Here is a 19,139-nt window from a genome sequence, read left to right as displayed (position 1 = left end):
CCAGTTCCTACAGTTTGCTCAGTGCCTGGTTTTGGGGCGGCGTAGCAGTTTGTAGGCGGCTGGGATTACGAAGAGTGATAGCAACGGCGCGGTGAGCATGCCGCCGATCATCGGCGCGGCGATGCGGCTCATGACTTCGCTGCCGGTGCCGCCGCCCAGCAGAATCGGGAGCAAGCCGGCGATGATCACGGCCACGGTCATGGCTTTGGGGCGCACGCGCAGTACTGCGCCTTCGGTGATGGCGGCCAAAAGGTCGCCGTCCTTGCGCGCCGCCCAGGCGTTTTTCAGGTACAGCAGCATGATCACGCCGAACTCCGCCGACACACCCGCCAACGCGATAAAGCCCACGCCCGTGGCCACCGATAAGTTGAAACCCAGCCAGTACAGCAACCACACGCCTCCCGTCAGCGCAAAGGGCAGCGTGGCGATGATCAGCAACGCCTCGTCCACACGGCGGAAGGTCAGGTACAGCAAGACAAAGATGATCAACAACGTCGCCGGCACTACCAGCTTCAGGCGTTCATTGGCGCGTTCCAGGAACTCGAACTGCCCCGAATAACTGAGGTTCATGCCCGGTTGCAGTTGCACCTGCTGGTTGATTGCTTCACGCAGGTCTTTGACCACCGACGCCAAGTCGCGGTCGCGCACGTCGATGTAGACCCAGCCCGAAGGCCGTGCGTTTTCACTCTTGAGCATTGGCGGGCCGTCACTGACCCTGAGCCTGGCCACCGTGCCGAGGGTGATCTGGCTGCCTTGCGGTGTATAGATCGGCAGGTTTTCCAAAGCAGTTACCGAGTCGCGCCAAGCCTTCGGGTAGCGCAGGCTGATGGGGAAACGCGCCAGGCCTTCAACGGTCTCGCCAATGGTTTCGCCGCCAATCGCTCCCGACACAATCGACTGCACATCGGCAATGTTCAGCCCGTACTGTGCTGCGGCTGCACGGTCGATGTCCACGTCGATATAGCGCCCGCCGGTCAGCCTTTCAGCCAACGCCGAACTCACGCCGGGCACCCCCTTGGCGACCTTCTCCACGGCCTGGGTCACCGCGTCGATCTGCATCAGGCTTAAGCCTGCGACTTTCACGCCAATCGGGCTTTTCACCCCAGTGGCGAGCATGTCGATGCGGTTGCGGATCGGTGGAATCCAGATGTTGGTCAGGCCCGGCACCTGCACCGTGCGGTCCAACTCTTTGACCAGTTTGTCCGGGGTCATACCCGCGCGCCATTGGTCCCGGGGCTTGAATTCGATCGTGGTCTCGAACATCTCCAGTGGCGCCGGGTCGGTAGCGGTTTCGGCGCGACCGGCCTTGCCGAACACATGGGCGACTTCCGGCACACTTTTGATCAGGCGATCCGTGCGCTGTAGCAGTTCACCCGCGGTTTGCGTCGACAGCCCCGGTAGCGCCGAAGGCATGTAGAGCAAGTCGCCTTCATCCAGCGGTGGCAGGAACTCACCGCCCAGTTTCGACAACGGCCACAGCACGCTGGCGACCATCAACAGCGACACCAGCAAGGTCGCGCGTGGCCAACGTAGCACCGCGTCGAGGGCCGGTTGATAGAGCCTGATCAGGCCGCGATTGAGCGGGTTGCGTTGCTCGTCAGGGATACGCCCGCGAATCCAATAGCCCATCAAGACCGGGACTAGGGTCACCGACAACCCGGCCGCCGCCGCCATGGCGTAGGTTTTGGTATACGCCAGCGGGCCGAACAGCCGGCCCTCCTGCGCTTGCAAGGTGAACACCGGGATAAACGACAGGGTGATGATCAACAGGCAGAAAAACAGCGCCGGCCCGACTTCCACTGCGGCATCGGTCACCACCTTCCAATGCGCGTCGCCCTTTAAATCTCGCCCTGGATTGGCGTAGTGCCAGGCTTCGATTTTCTTGTGGGCATTTTCGATCATCACCACGGCCGCATCCACCATCGCGCCGATGGCAATCGCGATGCCGCCCAGCGACATGATGTTGGCGTTGATCCCTTGGTAGCGCATGACAATAAACGCGATCAACACGCCCACCGGCAGCGAGATGATCGCCACCAGCGATGAGCGCAGATGCCAGAGGAAAATCCCGCACACCAGCGCCACCACCAGGAACTCCTCCAGCAGCTTGTGGCTGAGGTTGTCCACCGCGCGGTCGATCAGTTTGCTGCGGTCGTAGGTGGCGACGATTTCCACGCCGGGCGGCAGGCTGCTTTTCAGTTGCTCCAGCTTGGTTTTGACTGCAGCGATGGCTTCACGGGCATTTTTGCCGCTGCGCAGGATCACCACACCGCCGACCGCCTCACCTTCGCCGTCGAGTTCACTGATGCCCCGGCGCAAGTCCGGGCCGAGTTGAATCGTTGCTACATCGCCGAGGGTGACCGGCACATTGTTGCTGTCGAGGCGCAGTGGAATAGCGCGGAAATCGTTGAGCGTTTTCAAGTAACCGGACGCGCGCAGCATGTACTCGGACTCGCCCATATTCAGTACCGAACCGCCAGTTTCCTGGTTGGCCTTGCCGATGGCGTCCGCCACTTGCGCCTGGGTGATGCCACGACTGGCAAGGGCCAGCGGGTCAAGCTGCACCTGGTACTGCTTGACCTGGCCGCCGATGGTCGCGACTTCCGCCACATTCGGCAGGGTCTTGAGTTCGAACTTGAGAAACCAGTCCTGCAGCGCGCGTAACTGCGCCAGGTCGTGCCGCCCCGTGCGATCCACCAGCGCGTATTGATAAATCCAGCCAACCCCGGTGGCGTCCGGCCCCAGCGCCGGTTTAGCCGACGCCGGCAGCCGCGCCTGCAACTGGCTGAGGTATTCCAGCACCCGCGAACGCGCCCAATACAGGTCGGTGCCTTCGTCAAACAGCACGTAAACATAGCTGTCGCCAAAGAACGAAAAACCGCGCACGGTCTTCGCCCCCGGCACCGAAAGCATGGTGGTGGTCATTGGGTAGGTGACCTGGTTTTCGACAATCTGCGGCGCCTGGCCCGGGTACGGCGTGCGGATGATCACCTGCACATCCGAGAGGTCCGGCAAGGCATCGACCGGCGTGTTTTGCACGGCCCAGACGCCCCACGCAGTGATGAACAGCGTGGCGAGCAGTACCAGAAAACGGTTGGCCACCGACCAACGAATCAGCAAGGCGATCATGGCTGAGCTCCGGGCTGCATGCTCATTTCAAAAGTGCCGGACGCTGGCGATACTAATCCGCGCAAACTTGCTTCAGAGTCCAGCAAAAATTGACCGGACGCGACCACCTGCTGGCCTTCCTGCAAGCCGCTGCGGATCACGGTCTGGTCCTGGTTCTCGGCGCCCACCTCGACTTCCAGCGGTCGAAAGTGCCCGCCTTCCTCGGCCAGCATCACCAACACGCGCTTGCCGGTGCGGATCAACGCTTCGCTGGGCACCTGCAACACCGCTTGCCCGCTGGTTTGTGCCAGGCGCACCTGGGCGGTCATCCCGGGGCGCAAACTGCCGTCGGCGTTGGGCAGTTCGACGCGAACCTGCACGGTGCGGCTGTCGATGGCGTTGGCCGGCAGGATCGCGCTGACGCTGGCGTTGACCGTTTTGCCCGGCAACCCGACAAACTGCGCCGCCACGCGTTGCCCCACGGCCAACGCCGCGCCTTGAGCCTGGGGCACAGCGACCTGCAACCACACCTGATCCAAGCCATTGACCCGTGCCAGGGTCTGCCCCGCCGCTACGGTCATGCCTTCGCGCACGTCCAGGGTTTGCAGCGCGCCGCCCAACGGCGTGGTGACGGTCAACACCGACTGCACCTGGCCGCTGCGTTCCATCTGGGTGATCAGCCCGGTAGGCATGCCACTCAAGCGCAGGCGTTGGCGGGCAGCCGCCAATAAACCACTGTCAGCGGTATGACGCAGGGCGAGGAATTCTTCCTGGGCTGCGGCCCATTCCGGCACCAGAATGTCCGCCAACGGCGCGCCGGCCTTGAGCACATCCCCCGGCGCCCGCGCGTAGACCCGTTCGACAAACCCGCCGACCCGCGCTTGCACCACGGCGACATCGCGCTCGTTGAAGGCGAGGATGCCGGACAGGTCCAGGGTGGAGGTCATCACGCCACGGCTGACCGTCGCCAGGCGTACGCCGATGTTCTGCGTCTGGCGTGGGTCGATCTGCACACTGGGCGTGCCAGCAGAGGCACCCTCGGCGTAACGCGGCACCAACTGCATGTCCATGAAAGGCGACTTGCCGGGCTTGTCGAATTTCTGTTGCGGGAACATCGGGTCGTACCAGTACAGGGCCTGCTTGTCGTTTTTGGCCGGTTCAGGCGCGCCCGGCTGCAACTGCGCCAGCCCGTAGCCCGCGCCCAGGCCAAGAGACAACAGCACTGCCGCGATTCGATTATTCATGGGTGGGCTCCCAATAGGCGAAGTACAGCTGGGCGCCGATCAAGGCGCGCTGTTCGATGGCTTCCAGCTGTTTGAAGCGGGCTTCGACCAGCTCGCGGCGGGCGCTGACCACACTCATCAAGTCGCCCTTACCCGCGCGATAACTGGCGAGGCTCAGGGCTACCTTCTCTTGCGCCAGCGGCACCAGGCTGTCCTGGCCGCGTTGCACGGCACGGTCCAGGCGTTGGTAAACCGCCAAATCGTCATCGAGCAGCTGGGTATGTTCACGGGTGGCGGCTTCGCGTTCAGCGTCGAGTTGGTCCAGCTCAGCCTGTTTGGCGGCAATGCCCGGGGTTTGCCGACGGCCGGGGAAAATCGGTAGGTCGAAGCTCAATTGCAGGCTGACCATATCGCCGTATTCGCGGCCGCGGTGTTGGTAGTCCACTTCCCAACTCCAATCCGAAGTCTTCTGCGCCTTGGCGTCCTGCAAACGCGCTTGCGCTTCGCGGGTACGCGGCACGAAGGCTTGCAACTCGGGATGTTGATGCAGGTTGTGGCTCAAACCGTGACTGTCGAAGGTCCAGTTGGGCAACTGGCCGCTGGGCGCTTCATTAGCGGCCGGGCCGATCCAGCGTTTGAGGGCGGCGCGAGCCTGGGCCCGTTGTTGGGTCAATTCATCTTCGCGTTCGGCCAGTTCTGCGGCTTCCTGCTTGGGAATAACCGTATCAGCGGCCTGCCCACGGCCACCGGCCACCTGCGCCCTCACGCTGTCTTGCAACAGGCGATTCTGTTGGTAGAAGTCTTTGAACAACGCCTCTTTGCGCTCCACTGCGAACGCGCGAATCCACGCCTGGGCGGTGGCTTGACGCACGTTGAGGCGTTCGATGCGGCCCTCAGCCGCCGCCCGTTCTACCGTCGCATCGGCCAGCTCAATACGGGCCTTGCGTTTGTCTCGGCTGGGCACCTGTTGCTGGATGCCGATCATCTGCTCGGTCATGTCATCGCCATACAACGTGCCGCGATTGGGCCCGCCGACGGGGAAATTCTGCAGGCCCACCACCAGTTTCGGGTCGGGCAGTTCGCCGGCCGGAATGGCGGCTTGGGTAGCCGCGTGCAGCTTGGCCGTCTCAGCGGTCAACGAAGGTGCGTTGTTTTGCGCCAGGCGTAAGGCGTCATCCAGGGTCAGCGCAGAGGCCTGCGCGGGCCATGTCAGCACGCCCACCACCAGAGCGCGCAAGTAGAGGGAATTCATGGTGAAGATTCCTGATCTGTTCGACTGCGTTCCGCTTTACGCGGCCCACAGCAAGGCCATCCCGAATACGGGATGAGTCTTCAGGTGCGACAGGAATCAGGAACGGGGTGGGCGCCAGACGCCGGACGGCGTGCGGTCGGGGATGAAATCAGAGGAGAGACCGGCAACCAGCGGATGGGCCAGGGTCAGCGGGGCCTTGAGCACCGGCATGGACAGTTGCAGCAGGCTGCCGGTCTTGCATTCCTGGCCGGGTTTGCAGGCCTTGCCATGGTCGGCGCCGTCCTGGCAGCAGTCCGGGGCCATGTCGGTCATCATCTGCATGTCCGACATCTTCATCGGGCAAGGCTCGCTGCTCGACGGCACACCCGCCATCCCAGTCAGGGGAAGCGTGAGGCTTAACAGTATGACCAGGATTAAACGCAGAAGGCGGCTCATAGAGGCGCGAGTCTAGCCAAGCGCGCGTTAAGCCGCTATTAATAATTGCGCGAGCACTCGGCCGTGATAACGGATCTGCGCCAGGGTCAGCGCGGTATAGCCGATGATCACTGTAGGCAGCAGGCTCACACCCACACAAAACTTGCCCAGCGGCTGTAGCGTCAGCCCAACGGCGGCGCGAGTGCAGAATTCGCTTTCCTCGACACCGGCCAGCAGCCACAACACACAATGCAACCCGGCTTGCTGACCGCTCACCCTGCAATCATCCGGCTGACACTGCGCCGCTCCCACAAGGGACCGAGCCAGGCTCAGGTTTAGTGCATGAAGATCGCGATCAGGATGATGACCGGGATAGGTACGCCGAGGAACCAAAGCAGTAATGAGCGCATGTTGTTCTCCTTAATTAACGAACGTAGTTTTCAGTTTCGACGTACACCACGGCATCCCGGCGACGGCCGCCGAAGGTTGCAGCGAAGCTGGCGAAGAACGCACCGATCAACAGCGCAATAAAGGTCCACAGCGAGGTATAAGCCGCCACCTTCGCAGCAGTATCGGCGGCCTGTTTGGCTTTCAATTTGGCGTCTTCGATGGCTTTGCGCGCGTCGGCGTAGACCTTGTCGATCCGCGCTTGAGCATCGGCCTGGCTGAGGTTGGTGCGCTGGCTGATCAACTGGGCGAGGTAAGTACGGTCTTCAGGGGCCAGTTGGCCGTCGTTGCTCAGGGTGCGGGTGAAGATGCGTGCCACTACGCCATGCACAGCGTCATCGCTGACGGCAGCTGGGCGGTCGTCACGAAACAGGCTGTCGACGTAATAGTCAAAGTCGCCACTGTTGGCGCCTTTGGCTGCGCTGCCGGCAGCCTGGGTCAAGCCACTGGCAGCACCGGCCGCGACACCTGCACCGGCTTTAACGCCGCCGCTGACTACGCTGCTGACCGAACCGACCACCAACACTGCGGTCACCAGCGTGGCCACTGCCCACGCGAGGAAACCATGGGCGGTGTCGCGAAAGTACACCTCATCGCCATGCATATTGGCCCACTTCACGCGCAAACGACCGGCGATATACCCGCCCAGCCCCGACGCGACGATCTGGGTAAATGCCAGCCAAACAATCGTGGAAATGCCAAGCCCCTTGGCGCTGATGCCGCTGTCGGCCCACGGCGACACCGCCGAAAAACCCAGGCCGAAGCCCAGCAGCACCAGGATAAGCGACAGCGCAGCCGCAGCGGCGGCACCGGCAAAAATCGCCCCCCAGGAAACCCCGGAGTGCGTGCTCGACTCTTGCAGCGTGGATGAGGATGTGATCATTGTTGTTTTGCTCCCAGCAGGAAAAATAGTGTTACAACTCTCAAAAGGGACAGTGCAGGCAGCATGCCAGTCCGCATAAAAAATAAACTCGTTACATTTCAAATAGTTAATTAAATTGAACCCACGTGAACCATGCAAGTTGCAAGAAATGACCGAACAGAGCGTGCTTTATGCAATCCCTCAACAACCCCCGCCCCCTGTGGGAGCTGGTTTACCTGCGATAGCGGTCTACCAGGCAAAAAAGTGAGTGAGTGGTGCACCGCCATCGCAGGCAACCCTGCCCCCACAACGGACCGCGCCCAGCATGAAAGTTGCGTCAGTTTTGCCAACATGAAGTTTAATTTAGGAAGCGTTCAGGCATTTCTTGGCAAAATGCCCCCACTTCTAGTGTGAATCGCTCACCAGGTAATCCTATGACCCGTATTTTGACTATCGAGGATGACGCCGTAACAGCCCGCGAGATCGTCGCCGAGCTGAGTAGCCATGGACTGGATGTGGATTGGGTGGACAACGGCCGTGAAGGCCTGGTCCGCGCTGTGAGTGGTGATTACGACCTGATCACCCTCGACCGTATGTTGCCGGAACTCGATGGCTTGGCCATCGTCACGACCCTGCGCACCATCGGGGTGTCGACGCCGATCCTGATGATCAGCGCCCTCTCCGACGTCGACGAGCGCGTGCGTGGCCTGCGCGCCGGTGGCGATGACTACCTGACCAAGCCGTTCGCCTCCGACGAAATGGCCGCCCGCGTCGAAGTGCTGCTGCGGCGCAAAAGCACGGTCAAGGAATTCGAAACCGCCCTGCGCGTGGCCGACCTGGAACTCAACCTGATCAGCCGCGAAGCCAGCCGCGCCGAACAGCCGCTGAGCCTGCTGCCCACCGAATACAAACTGCTTGAGTTCCTGATGCGCAACACCGGGCAAATCCTGTCACGGATGATGATCTTCGAGGAAGTCTGGGGGTATCACTTCGACCCGGGCACCAACCTGATCGACGTGCACATCGGTCGTCTGCGCAAGAAAATCGACCCGCCGGGCCTCACGCCGCTGATCCGCACGGTACGAGGTTCCGGTTATGTCATTGCTGAACCCCTCTAAGGGCTGGCGTTCCTCCAGCAGCCGCTTGCTGGCGCTGTACAGTTCGCTGTTTGTGGCCTGGAGTTGCATCCTCATGGGGGTGCTGTACTACGAGGTGTCGGGGTACCTGGGCGACTTGTCGCGCCACTCGCTGATGCAGCGCCAGCACCTGTTCCAACGCTTCGACGGTGAAGAACTGGTGGAAGCCCTGACCACCAGCATGACCTTCGACATGAAGGGCGTGGACGCCTACGGCCTGTTCGATGAGCAATTTCGCCCGTTGAGCGGGCCGATTCGTGCGGTGCCGCCCGACCTGCCGCTGGACGGCAAGATCCACGCCCTGGCTAATTGTGTCGCCTCCAACGACCCAAAACTGCCCAAGGACAGCTGCGACGCCGTGGCCACCCACACCGATGACGGCCGCTGGCTGGTGCTGGTGCGTGCCAACGGTTCACTGTTTGGCGTGACCCGGATCATCTGGCACGCACTGTTGTGGGCGCTCTCCCTGACGATTATCCCGGGCGCTGCCGGTTGGCATTTGTTGCGCCGCCGTCCGCTGCGGCGTATTCGCGGGATCCAAGCCAGCGCCGAGGCCATCGTTGCCGGCGACCTGACGCATCGCCTGCCGCTGTCCGACCGGCGTGACGAACTGGACATGCTCGCGGCCATCGTCAACGCCATGCTCGACCGCATCGAGAAGCTGATGAACGAGGTCAAGGGCGTGTGCGACAACATCGCCCACGACCTGCGCACGCCGCTGACGCGTTTGCGCGCGCAGCTCTACCGCATCAGGCAAGAGGCAGAGCAAGACTCGGGCTACGCGGTAAAACTCGACGATGCGATTGCCGAAACCGACACCCTGATGGCGCGCTTTCGCGGGCTGTTGCGCATCTCGGAATTGGAAGACCACCAGCGCCGCTCAGGCTTTTTGGTGATGGACCCGCTGCCGTTGCTGCGCGAGCTGCATGACTTTTACCTGCCCCTGGCCGAAGAAGGCGAATTGCAGTTGCGCCTCGACGTGCCCGAGTCGCTGCCCTGGATCACCGGCGACCGAGCATTGTTGTTCGAAGCCCTGGCCAACCTGTTGAGCAACTCGATCAAGTTCTCGCCACCGGGCGGTGAAGTGATCCTGCGCGGCGTCGATGACGCGGGCAGCACGCGCATCGAAGTGCACGACTCCGGCCCGGGCATCCCGGCAGCGGAACGCGACGCGGTGTTCCAGCGTTTCTATCGCGTGGACGAAAACGACCAGCAAGGCGGGTTCGGGTTGGGCTTGTCGATTGTGGCGGCGATCATCAACTTGCACGGGTTCAAGCTGGAGGTCGGCAGCAGCCAGAGTGGTGGTGCGCGGTTGGTGCTGGAGTGTCGGCAGCAGCTGATGCCCGAATAGCCCAAACACCACAAAATAATGTGGGTACCTACGCAACTTTTTGTGTTGCGCTAAGCTTTTGACGGGGTTTTTAGGTAGATATGAGTACATATCCGTTGCTGCGGTAACGGTGGCTATTGGTTCCGCCCTTACGGCGGGTCACTTTTGGAAAAGAGCCCGGAATGCCGGCCCAGCCAAAAGTAACCAAAAGGGCTCTTGCCCCACCACTCGGCACCTCGCCTAGGCTCGGTGTGCCCTTGTAAGATGATTTTCATCTGCTTCAGACCGTTATGCCCTCGGATTTCGAGATCGTGAGTGAGCGTGGGTCGAAGCAGATTCCTTCCTAAACTAGTCCGAACGGTTGCCAGGGCGCGAAGCCCGATTCTGCAAGGTTGGACGTGAGGAAAACACCATGGACCATGACTCTGCGTTTGTCGGAATTGATGTTTCCAAAAACAAGCTCGACTCATTTGTCAGCACCACTGGCCAAGTCGAACAGTTTTTCAATACTCAAGAAGGTATCCAGCGTTTAGCTAAACATCTCAAGGCTCAGGAGCCGGTTTTGGTGGTGTTGGAAGCAACTGGGGGGTATGAGCGGCTTGCGGCTGCGGAGCTTTGCGCTGCGGGACTGCCAGTCGTTGTCGTCAACCCCCGCCAGGTGCGTGATTTCGCCAAAGCTACCGGTCGGTTGGCTAAAACCGATGCTCTGGATGCCCAGGTGATTGCGGAGTTTGCCCAGGCGGTCAAACCCGAGATTCGAGAGATGCCAGATGAACACACTCGTGAGCTGGCAGATCTACTCACTCGACGCCGCCAACTCATCGACATGATCGTGGCGGAGGAGTCTCGGCTGAAGCAGGCGGTATTCAAGGCACTTCGAAGAGACATCAAGGCACATATCACCTGGCTTCAAAAGCGGCTTAAAAGCACAGACGATGACTTGCACGAAGCCATCAAGGCTTCCCCGGTCTGGAAGGCCAATTATGATTTGCTACGCGAGGTCGCTGGTGTTGGCAACGTGCTCGCACTTTCGCTGCTGGCGATGGTTCCGGAGCTGGGCAAGGTTAATCGCAAACAAGTGGCTGCCTTGGTTGGTGTGGCGCCTTTTAACTGCGATAGCGGCCTCTACAAAGGGCGTAGACGGATATGGGGTGGTCGAGCTGAGGTTCGAAGTGTGCTTTACATGGCCGTCTTGTCCTCGAAGAGCCATAACCCGGTGATCGAGAGGTTCTACAACCATCTGCTTGCTGCAGGAAAGACGAAGAAAGTAGCGCTGGTTGCATGCATGAGAAAGCTGCTGACGATCTTGAATGCGATGGTGCGCGATCAAAAGCATTTCGCTGAAATGGCTTGAATTTCGACACGGTTGCTCACTCCGGCTTGAATCCGTGGGCCGCCGCCATGGGCCATCCTTGGCCCATCGCGGCTAACCCGGCGTCCTGCCGGGTTACCCACGGATTCAAGCCTGCGTTCGGCCATCGTGGTTAACGGGGCGCCTAAGATCAAGATCAAAAGCAAGAGCACGGCGGCCTAGTAGCCGACCTGAGTGGTTGAAGCAAAAGCAGGGCAGAAGCAGAGCACCACCCTATCTAGCTGATGTAATGAGATCCCAATGTGGGAGCGGGCTTGCTCGCGAAGGCGGTGGTGAAGTGCGCCCCAAAAGTTGGACAGCTAATGGTTAGGCTACCGCGGACCGGGTTCTGTAAGCCACAGGGCTCAGTCCGCCAAGCTTCGTTTTGATTCGCTTATGGTTGTAGTAATGGATGTACTTATCCAGCCCGGCCTGCAGCTGAGCAACGCTGTCGAAGCTTTCCCGATAGTAAAACTCCGACTTCAGGGTACCGAAAAAGCTTTCCATTGTGGCGTTGTCATAGCAGTTCCCTTTGCGAGACATGCTCTGTTCCAACCCAGCTTTTTCCAGTTTTTCCCGATACTTTGAGTGTCGATAGTGCCAGCCCTGATCCGAGTGCAGCATGGGTTTGGCGCCTTCGGGCAAGCGCTCAAGGGCCAGCTCCAGCATGTCGCCTACCAAGGCGTATTGGGGGCGGACGGCGGTCTTATAGGCCACAATCTCTCCGTTGTACAAGTCCAGTACTGGGGACAGATACAGCTTTTTGCCGGCCACTTTGAACTCGGTGACATCGGTCACCCATTTCTGATTTGGTTGCTCAGCTTCGAACTGACGAGCCAGGATATTGGGCGATACCTCTCCCATTGGCCCTTTATACGATTTGTATTTTTTCGGTCGCACTGTGCATTTCAGGCCTAACTCTCCCATCAGCCGTCGTACCGTTTTACCGTTGATCAACGGCGTTTGCTTACGTAGCGCTAAAGTCATCCGACGGTAACCAAGGCGGCCCTCATTCTCGTCTTGGATAGTCTGGATAGAGGCTTTGATCGAGATAAACCGGTCCGCAACGCCCATCGCCTTGAGTTGGTAGTAGTACGTACTTCGCGCAAGACCTACCAGCTTGAGCAAATCACTCAAGGGGAAAGCTTGTTTGAGCTCAGTGACTAATCGGGCTTTTTCTTCGCTTCTCTCTCTCGCCTCATCACCGCCTCGCCCAACTCTCCAAGCTTTTTTAGGTAGGCGTTCTCCATGCGCAAATACTGCAGTTCATCGAGTAATGCCTTGTGTGCAAGCTGTGCGTCGGTGAGTGGGGTGGTAGTTTTACGCGGTTTAGAAGGCGGCTTGGGCATAGCGGTAATCGATCCTTTTTTCCCTGACTCCAGGGCTTCAATACCGCCACTGTAATACTGCTGTTGCCATCTGCCCACCTGGCTTGAGTTACCCAGGTTGAAGAGCGCCGCTGCGCGGCGCAAGGATAAGGAGTCGCGCCACATGCGTTGCAGCACTGAAAACTTGAACAAGGGACTGTAGCGTTCGCCGGTTCTGCTTAGACAGGCTTCGCCATGTAATCGGTAAGCCTCCACCCAACGACGAAGCAAGGTGGGATCCATTTGGAATTGAGCGGCTATGCGGCGAAAGCCTCGGCCCTGCTCAAGGAAAGTGGTAATGGCGGAAAGCTTGAACTGCGTCGTGTATTTGCTCATGAAAAGCCCCAGGAGTTGGACGGGTGTCCAACTTCTGGGGCGCACTTCAGTGGGGCAGTTACACATGAGCTGGCTGACCCACCGCCTTCGCGAGCAAGCCCGCTCCCACAGTTTTGACCGAGTTCGACTGCCAGCACCGCAGTGCTCTGCTTTATGTGGGAGCTGCGGTGCCTCTTAAATCAGGCCGGGAAGTTAGCCCGCAGCGCCTCAAGCCCACCGCTGTACACGCCGGCAAACAACTCCTCCACCGCCACGTCCGTAGTCCCCGCCGCCGGGGTAAACACGCCGGACCAGGTCACTTTCGCCGACGCCTCCGTCAACGCCTCAACCTGCAACGTCGCCAGGTAGGCACTCACCGGAAACGGCGACTGCTCAATGGTGTAGGTATAAGTGCGCGCCACGTTATCGAAGCTCTGCAAACGCTCAACCACGACGCCGCCATCTGCAGTTTCCAAATGACGCACACGCCCGCCGTCGCGCGCCTCGCTCTTGACGATCAACGGCAGCCAATCCGGCAGCGCGTTAAAGCCACCGACCAATTGCCAAACCTGATCGGCCGAAACCGGTACTTCAATAACAGAAGAAGCTGTTGCCACAATAAATACTCCAACAAAGTAAAAAAATCAGATCGCCATGCTGTCGACAACACCACCGTCGACCCGTAACGCGGCACCTGTGGTTGCAGAAGACAGGGGTGAAGCAATGTACGCCACCAGGTTCGCCACTTCATCCACATTCGCCGCGCGCTGGATGATCGAGGTGGGCCGCGCATGACGCACAAACACGCCTGCCTCTTCCCGCGCGCTGCGCCCAGACTGGGCTGTGGCGCCTTTAAGCATCTGTTCCAGGCCATCGGAAAAGGTCGACCCCGGCAGAATTGCATTCACCGTCACCCCAGTACCCACCAACCAGTACCGAATAAGCCAACTGACACTCCGCTTGCGCGAGCAAGCCCACTCTTACATTTGGATCGCGACGCCTCAGCTAACCAGCTCCCGCAGCCGGAACCACAACATCCCCAGCGCCAGCAGCGGTGAACGCAAGGCCTTGCCGCCCGGAAACGTCATGTGCGGCACCTGGCTGAAGGTATCCAGGCCTTGGCTATGACCGGCATGAATGGCTTCGGCCAAAAGCTTTGCGCACCAGTGCGTCACGTTCAGCCCATGCCCGGAATAGCCTTGGGCATAGAACACATTCGGGTATTGCTCGAGCCGCCCAACTTGGGGAAAACGATTGGCGGTAATGCCGATCTTGCCGCCCCACTGGAACTCGATGGCGGTACCTGCCAACTGCGGGAACACCTTGAGCAGCTTCGGTTGCATATAGGCGGCGATGTCCGCCGGGTCACGCCCGGAGTAATGGCAGGCACCGCCGAACAGCAGGCGGCGGTCAGCGGAAAGCCGGTAGTAATCCAACCCGACTTTCTGGTCGCACAGCGCCAGGTTCTGCGGGATCAGTTGCTTGGCGACGTCCTTTGATAAAGGCTCGGTGGCGATGATGTAGCTGCCCGCTGGCAGTACTTTGCCGCTCAAGCGTGGCTCCAACTCTTCCAGGTGTGCATTGCAGGCCAGCACTAACTTAGCGGCACGCACCGTGCCTGCGGCGCAGCGTACTTGCACGGTGTCGCCGTGGATCAGTTCGAGGACCTGGGTGTGCTCGAAAATCCGCACCCCGAGCGACTCGGCCAACTGGGCCTCGCCGAGTACCAGGTTCAGCGGGTGCAGGTGCCCGGAGCCCATGTCCACCAGGCCACCGGCATAGGCCGTCGAGCCGACCACTTGCTGCATGTCCTGCGGTTCGACCAGCCGCGTTTCATGCGCATACCCAAGCGCCGCCAGGCTCTGCTGTTCGCCCTTGAACGCGGCGAATTGCGCCGGGGTATTGGCCAGCTCGCAAAAGCCCCAACGCAAATCGCAGTCAATGCTGTGCTGACGAATACGCTCGCCCACCAGCGCCACCGAATCAATCCCGGACCGCTCCAGGTAACGCACGCCCTCCTCGCCTACATACTTGGCAAACCCCGACACGTCGTGGCCGATGCCGCGAATCAACTGCCCGCCGTTGCGCCCGCTGGCGCCCCAGCCGATGCGCCGGGCCTCCAGCAGAATCACCGAGAGCCCGCGCTGGGCCAGCTCAATGGCCGTGTTGACGCCGGTGAAACCACCGCCGATCACACACACATCGGCGCTGAGGTCAGCGCCCAGCGCTGGACGCTCGGGCATGGCATTCGCCGAAGCCCGATAGTAGGACTGGGCGTGGTCTTGGGACTGAGTCATTTATTGGTCTTCACTTTGCTCCAGGCGCGGGTCATCAGGCGCATGGTCGTCGGGGTCGGCGTGGTGGAAATATAGAGTTTGTCGAGCACTTCCTGGGAGGGGTAAACCTCAGGGTTATTCACCAGTTCCGGCGCCATGAAGGGTTTGGCGGCGGGGTTGGCGTTGGCATAACCCACCGACGCACTGACCTTGGCGATCACCTCAGGGTCGAGCAAATAGTTGATAAAGGCGTGGGCTTCTTTCAGGTTGCTCGCGTCGGCCGGAATGGCCAGCAGGTCGAACCACAGGTTGGAGCCCTCCTTAGGAATCGAGTAGGCGATATTCACGCCATTCTTGGCTTCCTTGGCGCGGTTGGCCGCTTGGAATACGTCCCCTGAATAGCCGAAGGCCACGCAGATATCGCCGTTAGCCAAGTCCGAAATGTACTTGGAGGAATGGAAATAGGTGATGTAGGGCCGCAGCGTCAACAGCTTGGCTTCGGCCTGCTTGTAATCCTCAGGGTTCTCGCTGCGCGGGTCCTTGCCCATGTAGTTGAGGATCGCCGGGAACAGTTCATCTGCCGAGTCGAGGAAGGCGACGCCGCACTCGTGCAGCTTCTTAATGTTCTCGGGTTCGAACAGCACCGCCCACGAGTCGATGTGGTCGACGCCCAGCACCTGCTTGACCTTGTCGACGTTATAGCCAATGCCATTGGTGCCCCACAGGTACGGCACCGAGTGCGCGTTGCCCGGGTCGTTGTTCTCCAGCAACTTGAGCAGCTTGGGGTCGAGGTTCTTGAAGTTGGGCAACTGCGAGCGGTCGAGTTTCAGGAACGCCCCGGCTTTCACCTGGCGCGCCAGGAAGTGGTTGGACGGCACCACCACGTCATAGCCGGTGCGGCCTGCGAGCAGCTTGCCTTCCAGGGTCTCGTTGGAGTCGAACACGTCGTAGATCACCTTGATCCCGGTCTTGGCCTGGAAGTCAGCCAAGGTGGTCTCGCCGATATAGTCGGTCCAGTTATAGACGCTCACCGTCGGCGCGGCCTGGCCGGCACTGCTGAACGCCGCCACCAGGGCCAGCGGGAGAAGCTTTTTCGCAAGACGCATATCGACACCCCTTTTAGTTTTTTAGACGCTCAACAGCAGGAACTCACGCTCCCAGGAACTGATCACCCGCTTGAAATTCTCATGCTCGGCGCGCTTGACCGCGACGTAGCCGCGCACGAACTTTTCGCCCAGGTACTGCTTGACCGTGTCGCAGTCCTCCATCCGCGCCAGGGCATCTTCGAGGGTGAACGGCAGTCGCAGGTTGCGGCGCTCATAGGCGCGGCCTTCCACCGGCGCGCTCGGCTCGATCTTTTCGATCATGCCCAGGTAGCCACACAGCAGACTTGCGGCAATCGCCAGGTACGGATTGGCATCGGCGCCCGGCAAACGGTTTTCCACGCGCATCGCCTCGGGGCTGGAAGTTGGCACGCGCAGGCCGACGGTGCGGTTTTCTTCGCCCCACTCCACATTGACCGGCGCCGAGGTGTCGGGCAGGAAGCGGCGGAACGAGTTCACATTCGGGGCGAACATCGGCAGCAGCTTGGGGATGTACTTCTGTAAGCCGCCGATGTGATGCAAAAACAGTTGGCTCATCTTGCCGTCGGCATCGACAAACACCGGCTTACCGGTGGCGATGTCCACCACGCTCTGGTGCAAATGCATGGCGCTGCACGGCTCATCGGCCACCGGCTTGGCCATGAACGTCGCCGCCACGTTGTGCTTCAGTGCGGCCTCGCGCAGGGTGCGTTTGAACACGGTGATCTGGTCGGCCAGGTCCAGCGCATCGCCGTGGCGGAAGTTGATTTCCATCTGCGCCGGGCCGTCTTCGTGGATCAGCGTATCGAGGTCAAGGCCCTGTAATTCGCACCAGTCGTAGACATCTTCAAACAGTGGGTCGAATTCGTTGGCGGCGTCGATGGAAAACGACTGGCGGCCGGTTTCGGCGCGACCGGAGCGACCAACCGGGGTTTTCAACGGCAGGTCCGGGTCTTCGCAGCGCTGGGTCAGGTAGAACTCCATTTCCGGCGCGACAATCGGCTGCCAGCCTTGGTCGGTGTACAGCTGCAGCACCTTCTTCAGCACGTTGCGCGGCGACAACTCGATGGGGTTGCCCTGCTTGTCGAAGGTGTCATGGATCACGATGGCGGTGGGTTCGATCGCCCAAGGGATGACGTACGTGGCGTTGGCCACCGGGCGGCAGATCATGTCGATGTCGGCCGGGTCGAGCAGGTCGTAGTAGACGTCGTCGTCGACAAAGTCCCCGGTTACCGTTTGCAGCAACACACTTTCCGGCAGGCGCATGCCTCGCTCATGCAGGAACTTATTGGTGGGCGCAATCTTGCCGCGTGCGATGCCAGTCAAATCACTGATCACGCATTCGACTTCGGTAATCTTGTGTTCTTTCAGCCAGGCGTGCAGCTGATCGAAGGGGGCGTTCATAAGGACCTCGTCATGGGTTGGATGATGCGCCGGCTTGTACTCCTGGCGCATTGAGGTCTATCTTGGGCCAGCCTTGTAACGGCATCTATCCACTTTGCACGCAGCACAACGCACCAATAGAGTGCGCACGGATCACCCATGACACAGGCAACAGCTTTGCGCGTACAGGCCTTCACCACCGGTGATGTGGCCGCTCAATGCAGTGCGACACCCGGTTGGGTGCAGCAGTACCAGCAGATGTCCCCGGGGCATTTTGCCGGGCAGGTTCGCTACCTCGACCTGCAAGGCGTGCAGGTGTACGAAGAGTGCATGAACACCCGCGTGGAACAGCACTTCAACGCACCGCCAGGCTCACTGGCGTTCTGTTTCGACGGCAGCGACAACGCGCTGTACATGCTCAATGGCGAAAGCCACAACACCTGGATCACCCCGGAAAACTACCGCGAAGTGGCGGTGGTGTTCGGCCCGCAGTTCGTGCAGCGCCATGGTTTGGATGTGGCCAAACTCGAGGGCCTGTTCATGGCGCCGCTGACCTGCCAGCAGAACGCGCTGTTCACCCGCTGGCTCAGTGGCACCCTCACGCGCTTGTCTGCGACCGTCGACCCGATCAGCCGCGATGCCCTCACCCAACAGTTGCTCGACGACTGCCTGTTCATCCTCGACAACGCCTGTGTGTGCCTGGACCGCAGCTCACTGCAACGGCGCAGCGAAGAACGCCGGTTGATGGCACGCATCGGTGAATGGGCGGCGGATGCGCCGGATGAAACCGTCAACCTGCTGGAACTGGCGCAGATTGCTGGCGTGCCGTTGCGCCAATTGCAGCAAGGCTTCAAGACCTACACCGACATGAGCCCGGCGCAGTGGTTGCGCTTGCGCCGCTTGAACGGGGCGCGGCGCGAGTTGCTGAGTTCAACGGACACCACCGTGGCGGAAGTGGCGATGAATTGGTCGTTCTGGCATTTGGGGCGGTTTTCCAATAGCTATCGGGCGTTGTTCCAAGAGCTGCCGAGCGAGACCCTCAAGCGCTCCAGCTGAAATGCAATCGCCCTGTGGGAGTTGGCTTACCTGCGGTAGCCTCAGGTATCTACACAACTTTTTTACGGGTTGAGTGCTGGGGTTGTCTCCGGGCCGCTGAGTACATATCCGTTATTTGGGTGATGGCTGATATGGGTTCCGCTCTTACAGCGGGTCACTTTTGGAAAAGAGCCCCAAAAGTAACCAAAAGGGCTCTTGCCCCACCACTCGGCACCTCGCCTAGGCTCGGTGTGCCCTCACGCAGGCTTTGGACCGTGGGCCGCCGCCATGGGCCATCCTTGGCCCATCGCGGCTAAACCGGCGTCCTGCCGGTTTACCCCCGCTCCAAAGCCTGCGTTCGGCCAGCGTGGTTTAACGGGGCGCCTAAGATCAAGATCAAAAGCAAGAGCACGGCGGCCTAGTAGCCGACCTGAGTGGTTAGATCAAAAGCAAAACCGAGGCGGCCTGACAGCCGACCTGATATTTGAAACTGAACTCAATCTAATGTGGGAGCTGGCTTGCCTGCGATGCAGACACCTCGGTCCATCAAGTACACCG

Annotated in this window: 15 protein-coding genes and 1 pseudogene; 4 read left to right on the top strand and 12 right to left on the bottom strand. The window is 60.3% G+C overall.

The window, feature by feature from the left end; translation table 11 throughout:
• Positions 1-18: 18 nt before the first annotated feature.
• From KZH41_RS13290 to KZH41_RS13265, 6 genes are all read right to left on the bottom strand, one after another.
• Positions 19-3,129, bottom strand: a complete 3,111-nt coding sequence (locus KZH41_RS13290) for an efflux RND transporter permease subunit (protein ID WP_263274962.1) — start codon at positions 3,127-3,129, stop codon at positions 19-21.
• The gene (locus KZH41_RS13285; protein WP_263274961.1) at positions 3,126-4,352 is read right to left on the bottom strand and encodes an efflux RND transporter periplasmic adaptor subunit; all 1,227 of its coding nucleotides are present in this window, start codon (positions 4,350-4,352) and stop codon (positions 3,126-3,128) included. Before KZH41_RS13285 ends, KZH41_RS13290 begins: the two co-directional genes overlap by 4 nt.
• A complete protein-coding gene (locus tag KZH41_RS13280; RefSeq protein ID WP_263274960.1) occupies positions 4,345-5,583 on the bottom strand; it encodes a TolC family protein in 1,239 nt (412 codons plus the stop codon). The genes KZH41_RS13285 and KZH41_RS13280 overlap by 8 nt, the downstream gene beginning before the upstream one ends.
• Positions 5,584-5,679: 96 nt before the next feature.
• A complete protein-coding gene (locus KZH41_RS13275) occupies positions 5,680-6,018 on the bottom strand; it encodes a hypothetical protein (protein WP_263274959.1) in 339 nt (112 codons plus the stop codon).
• A gap of 27 nt (positions 6,019-6,045) precedes the next feature.
• Entirely contained in the window at positions 6,046-6,273 is a 228-nt protein-coding gene (locus KZH41_RS13270; protein WP_263274958.1) for a hypothetical protein, read from the bottom strand.
• A 148-nt stretch (positions 6,274-6,421) separates the two neighbouring features.
• The gene (locus tag KZH41_RS13265) at positions 6,422-7,327 is read right to left on the bottom strand and encodes a hypothetical protein (RefSeq protein ID WP_094952503.1); all 906 of its coding nucleotides are present in this window, start codon (positions 7,325-7,327) and stop codon (positions 6,422-6,424) included.
• Positions 7,328-7,740: 413 nt separating this feature from the next.
• Here KZH41_RS13265 and KZH41_RS13260 point away from each other — a divergent pair, with 413 nt between their 5' ends.
• From KZH41_RS13260 to KZH41_RS13250, 3 genes are all read left to right on the top strand, one after another.
• A complete protein-coding gene (locus tag KZH41_RS13260) occupies positions 7,741-8,424 on the top strand; it encodes a response regulator transcription factor (protein ID WP_003219726.1) in 684 nt (227 codons plus the stop codon).
• Positions 8,402-9,793 (top strand): sensor histidine kinase, encoded by a 1,392-nt coding sequence (locus KZH41_RS13255; protein WP_263274957.1) that lies wholly within the window; start codon positions 8,402-8,404, stop codon positions 9,791-9,793. The genes KZH41_RS13260 and KZH41_RS13255 overlap by 23 nt, the downstream gene beginning before the upstream one ends.
• 391 nt (positions 9,794-10,184) lie before the next feature.
• On the top strand, positions 10,185-11,126 hold the full coding sequence (locus tag KZH41_RS13250; protein ID WP_263274766.1) for an IS110 family transposase: 942 nt from the start codon (positions 10,185-10,187) through the stop codon (positions 11,124-11,126).
• A gap of 324 nt (positions 11,127-11,450) precedes the next feature.
• Here the strand turns inward: KZH41_RS13250 and KZH41_RS13245 are convergent.
• From KZH41_RS13245 to KZH41_RS13220, 6 genes and pseudogenes are all read right to left on the bottom strand, one after another.
• Positions 11,451-12,826, bottom strand: a protein-coding gene (locus tag KZH41_RS13245) for an IS3 family transposase (RefSeq protein WP_412548774.1) whose coding sequence is annotated in 2 segments (ribosomal slippage) — positions 11,451-12,344 and positions 12,347-12,826 — 1,374 coding nt in all. Because the reading frame shifts where the segments join, the coding sequence is not laid out codon by codon here.
• Between the two features lie 179 nt (positions 12,827-13,005).
• Positions 13,006-13,422, bottom strand: coding sequence for an SRPBCC family protein (locus KZH41_RS13240; protein ID WP_242155752.1), 417 nt, complete (start codon positions 13,420-13,422; stop codon positions 13,006-13,008).
• Positions 13,423-13,449: 27 nt separating this feature from the next.
• Positions 13,450-13,734, bottom strand: a pseudogene (locus tag KZH41_RS13235) (SDR family oxidoreductase); the annotation flags it as partial.
• Positions 13,735-13,806: 72 nt separating this feature from the next.
• On the bottom strand, positions 13,807-15,102 hold the full coding sequence (locus tag KZH41_RS13230) for an NAD(P)/FAD-dependent oxidoreductase (protein ID WP_094953820.1): 1,296 nt from the start codon (positions 15,100-15,102) through the stop codon (positions 13,807-13,809).
• Positions 15,099-16,187: a polyamine ABC transporter substrate-binding protein gene (locus KZH41_RS13225; RefSeq protein WP_242155750.1), complete on the bottom strand. Its 1,089-nt coding sequence runs from the start codon at positions 16,185-16,187 to the stop codon at positions 15,099-15,101. The genes KZH41_RS13230 and KZH41_RS13225 overlap by 4 nt, the downstream gene beginning before the upstream one ends.
• A gap of 21 nt (positions 16,188-16,208) precedes the next feature.
• Positions 16,209-17,567 (bottom strand): glutamine synthetase family protein, encoded by a 1,359-nt coding sequence (locus KZH41_RS13220; RefSeq protein WP_263274956.1) that lies wholly within the window; start codon positions 17,565-17,567, stop codon positions 16,209-16,211.
• 138 nt (positions 17,568-17,705) lie between these two features.
• Here KZH41_RS13220 and KZH41_RS13215 point away from each other — a divergent pair, with 138 nt between their 5' ends.
• The gene (locus tag KZH41_RS13215) at positions 17,706-18,602 is read left to right on the top strand and encodes a helix-turn-helix domain-containing protein (protein WP_242155748.1); all 897 of its coding nucleotides are present in this window, start codon (positions 17,706-17,708) and stop codon (positions 18,600-18,602) included.
• The last annotated feature ends 537 nt before the right edge of the window (positions 18,603-19,139 follow it).

The sequence above is a fragment of the Pseudomonas sp. YeP6b genome, assembly GCF_025642995.1.
In the GTDB taxonomy this organism is placed as follows: domain Bacteria; phylum Pseudomonadota; class Gammaproteobacteria; order Pseudomonadales; family Pseudomonadaceae; genus Aquipseudomonas.
The sequence above is the reverse complement of the archived record's forward strand: the minus strand, read 5'-3'. Positions and strand labels throughout refer to the sequence as shown.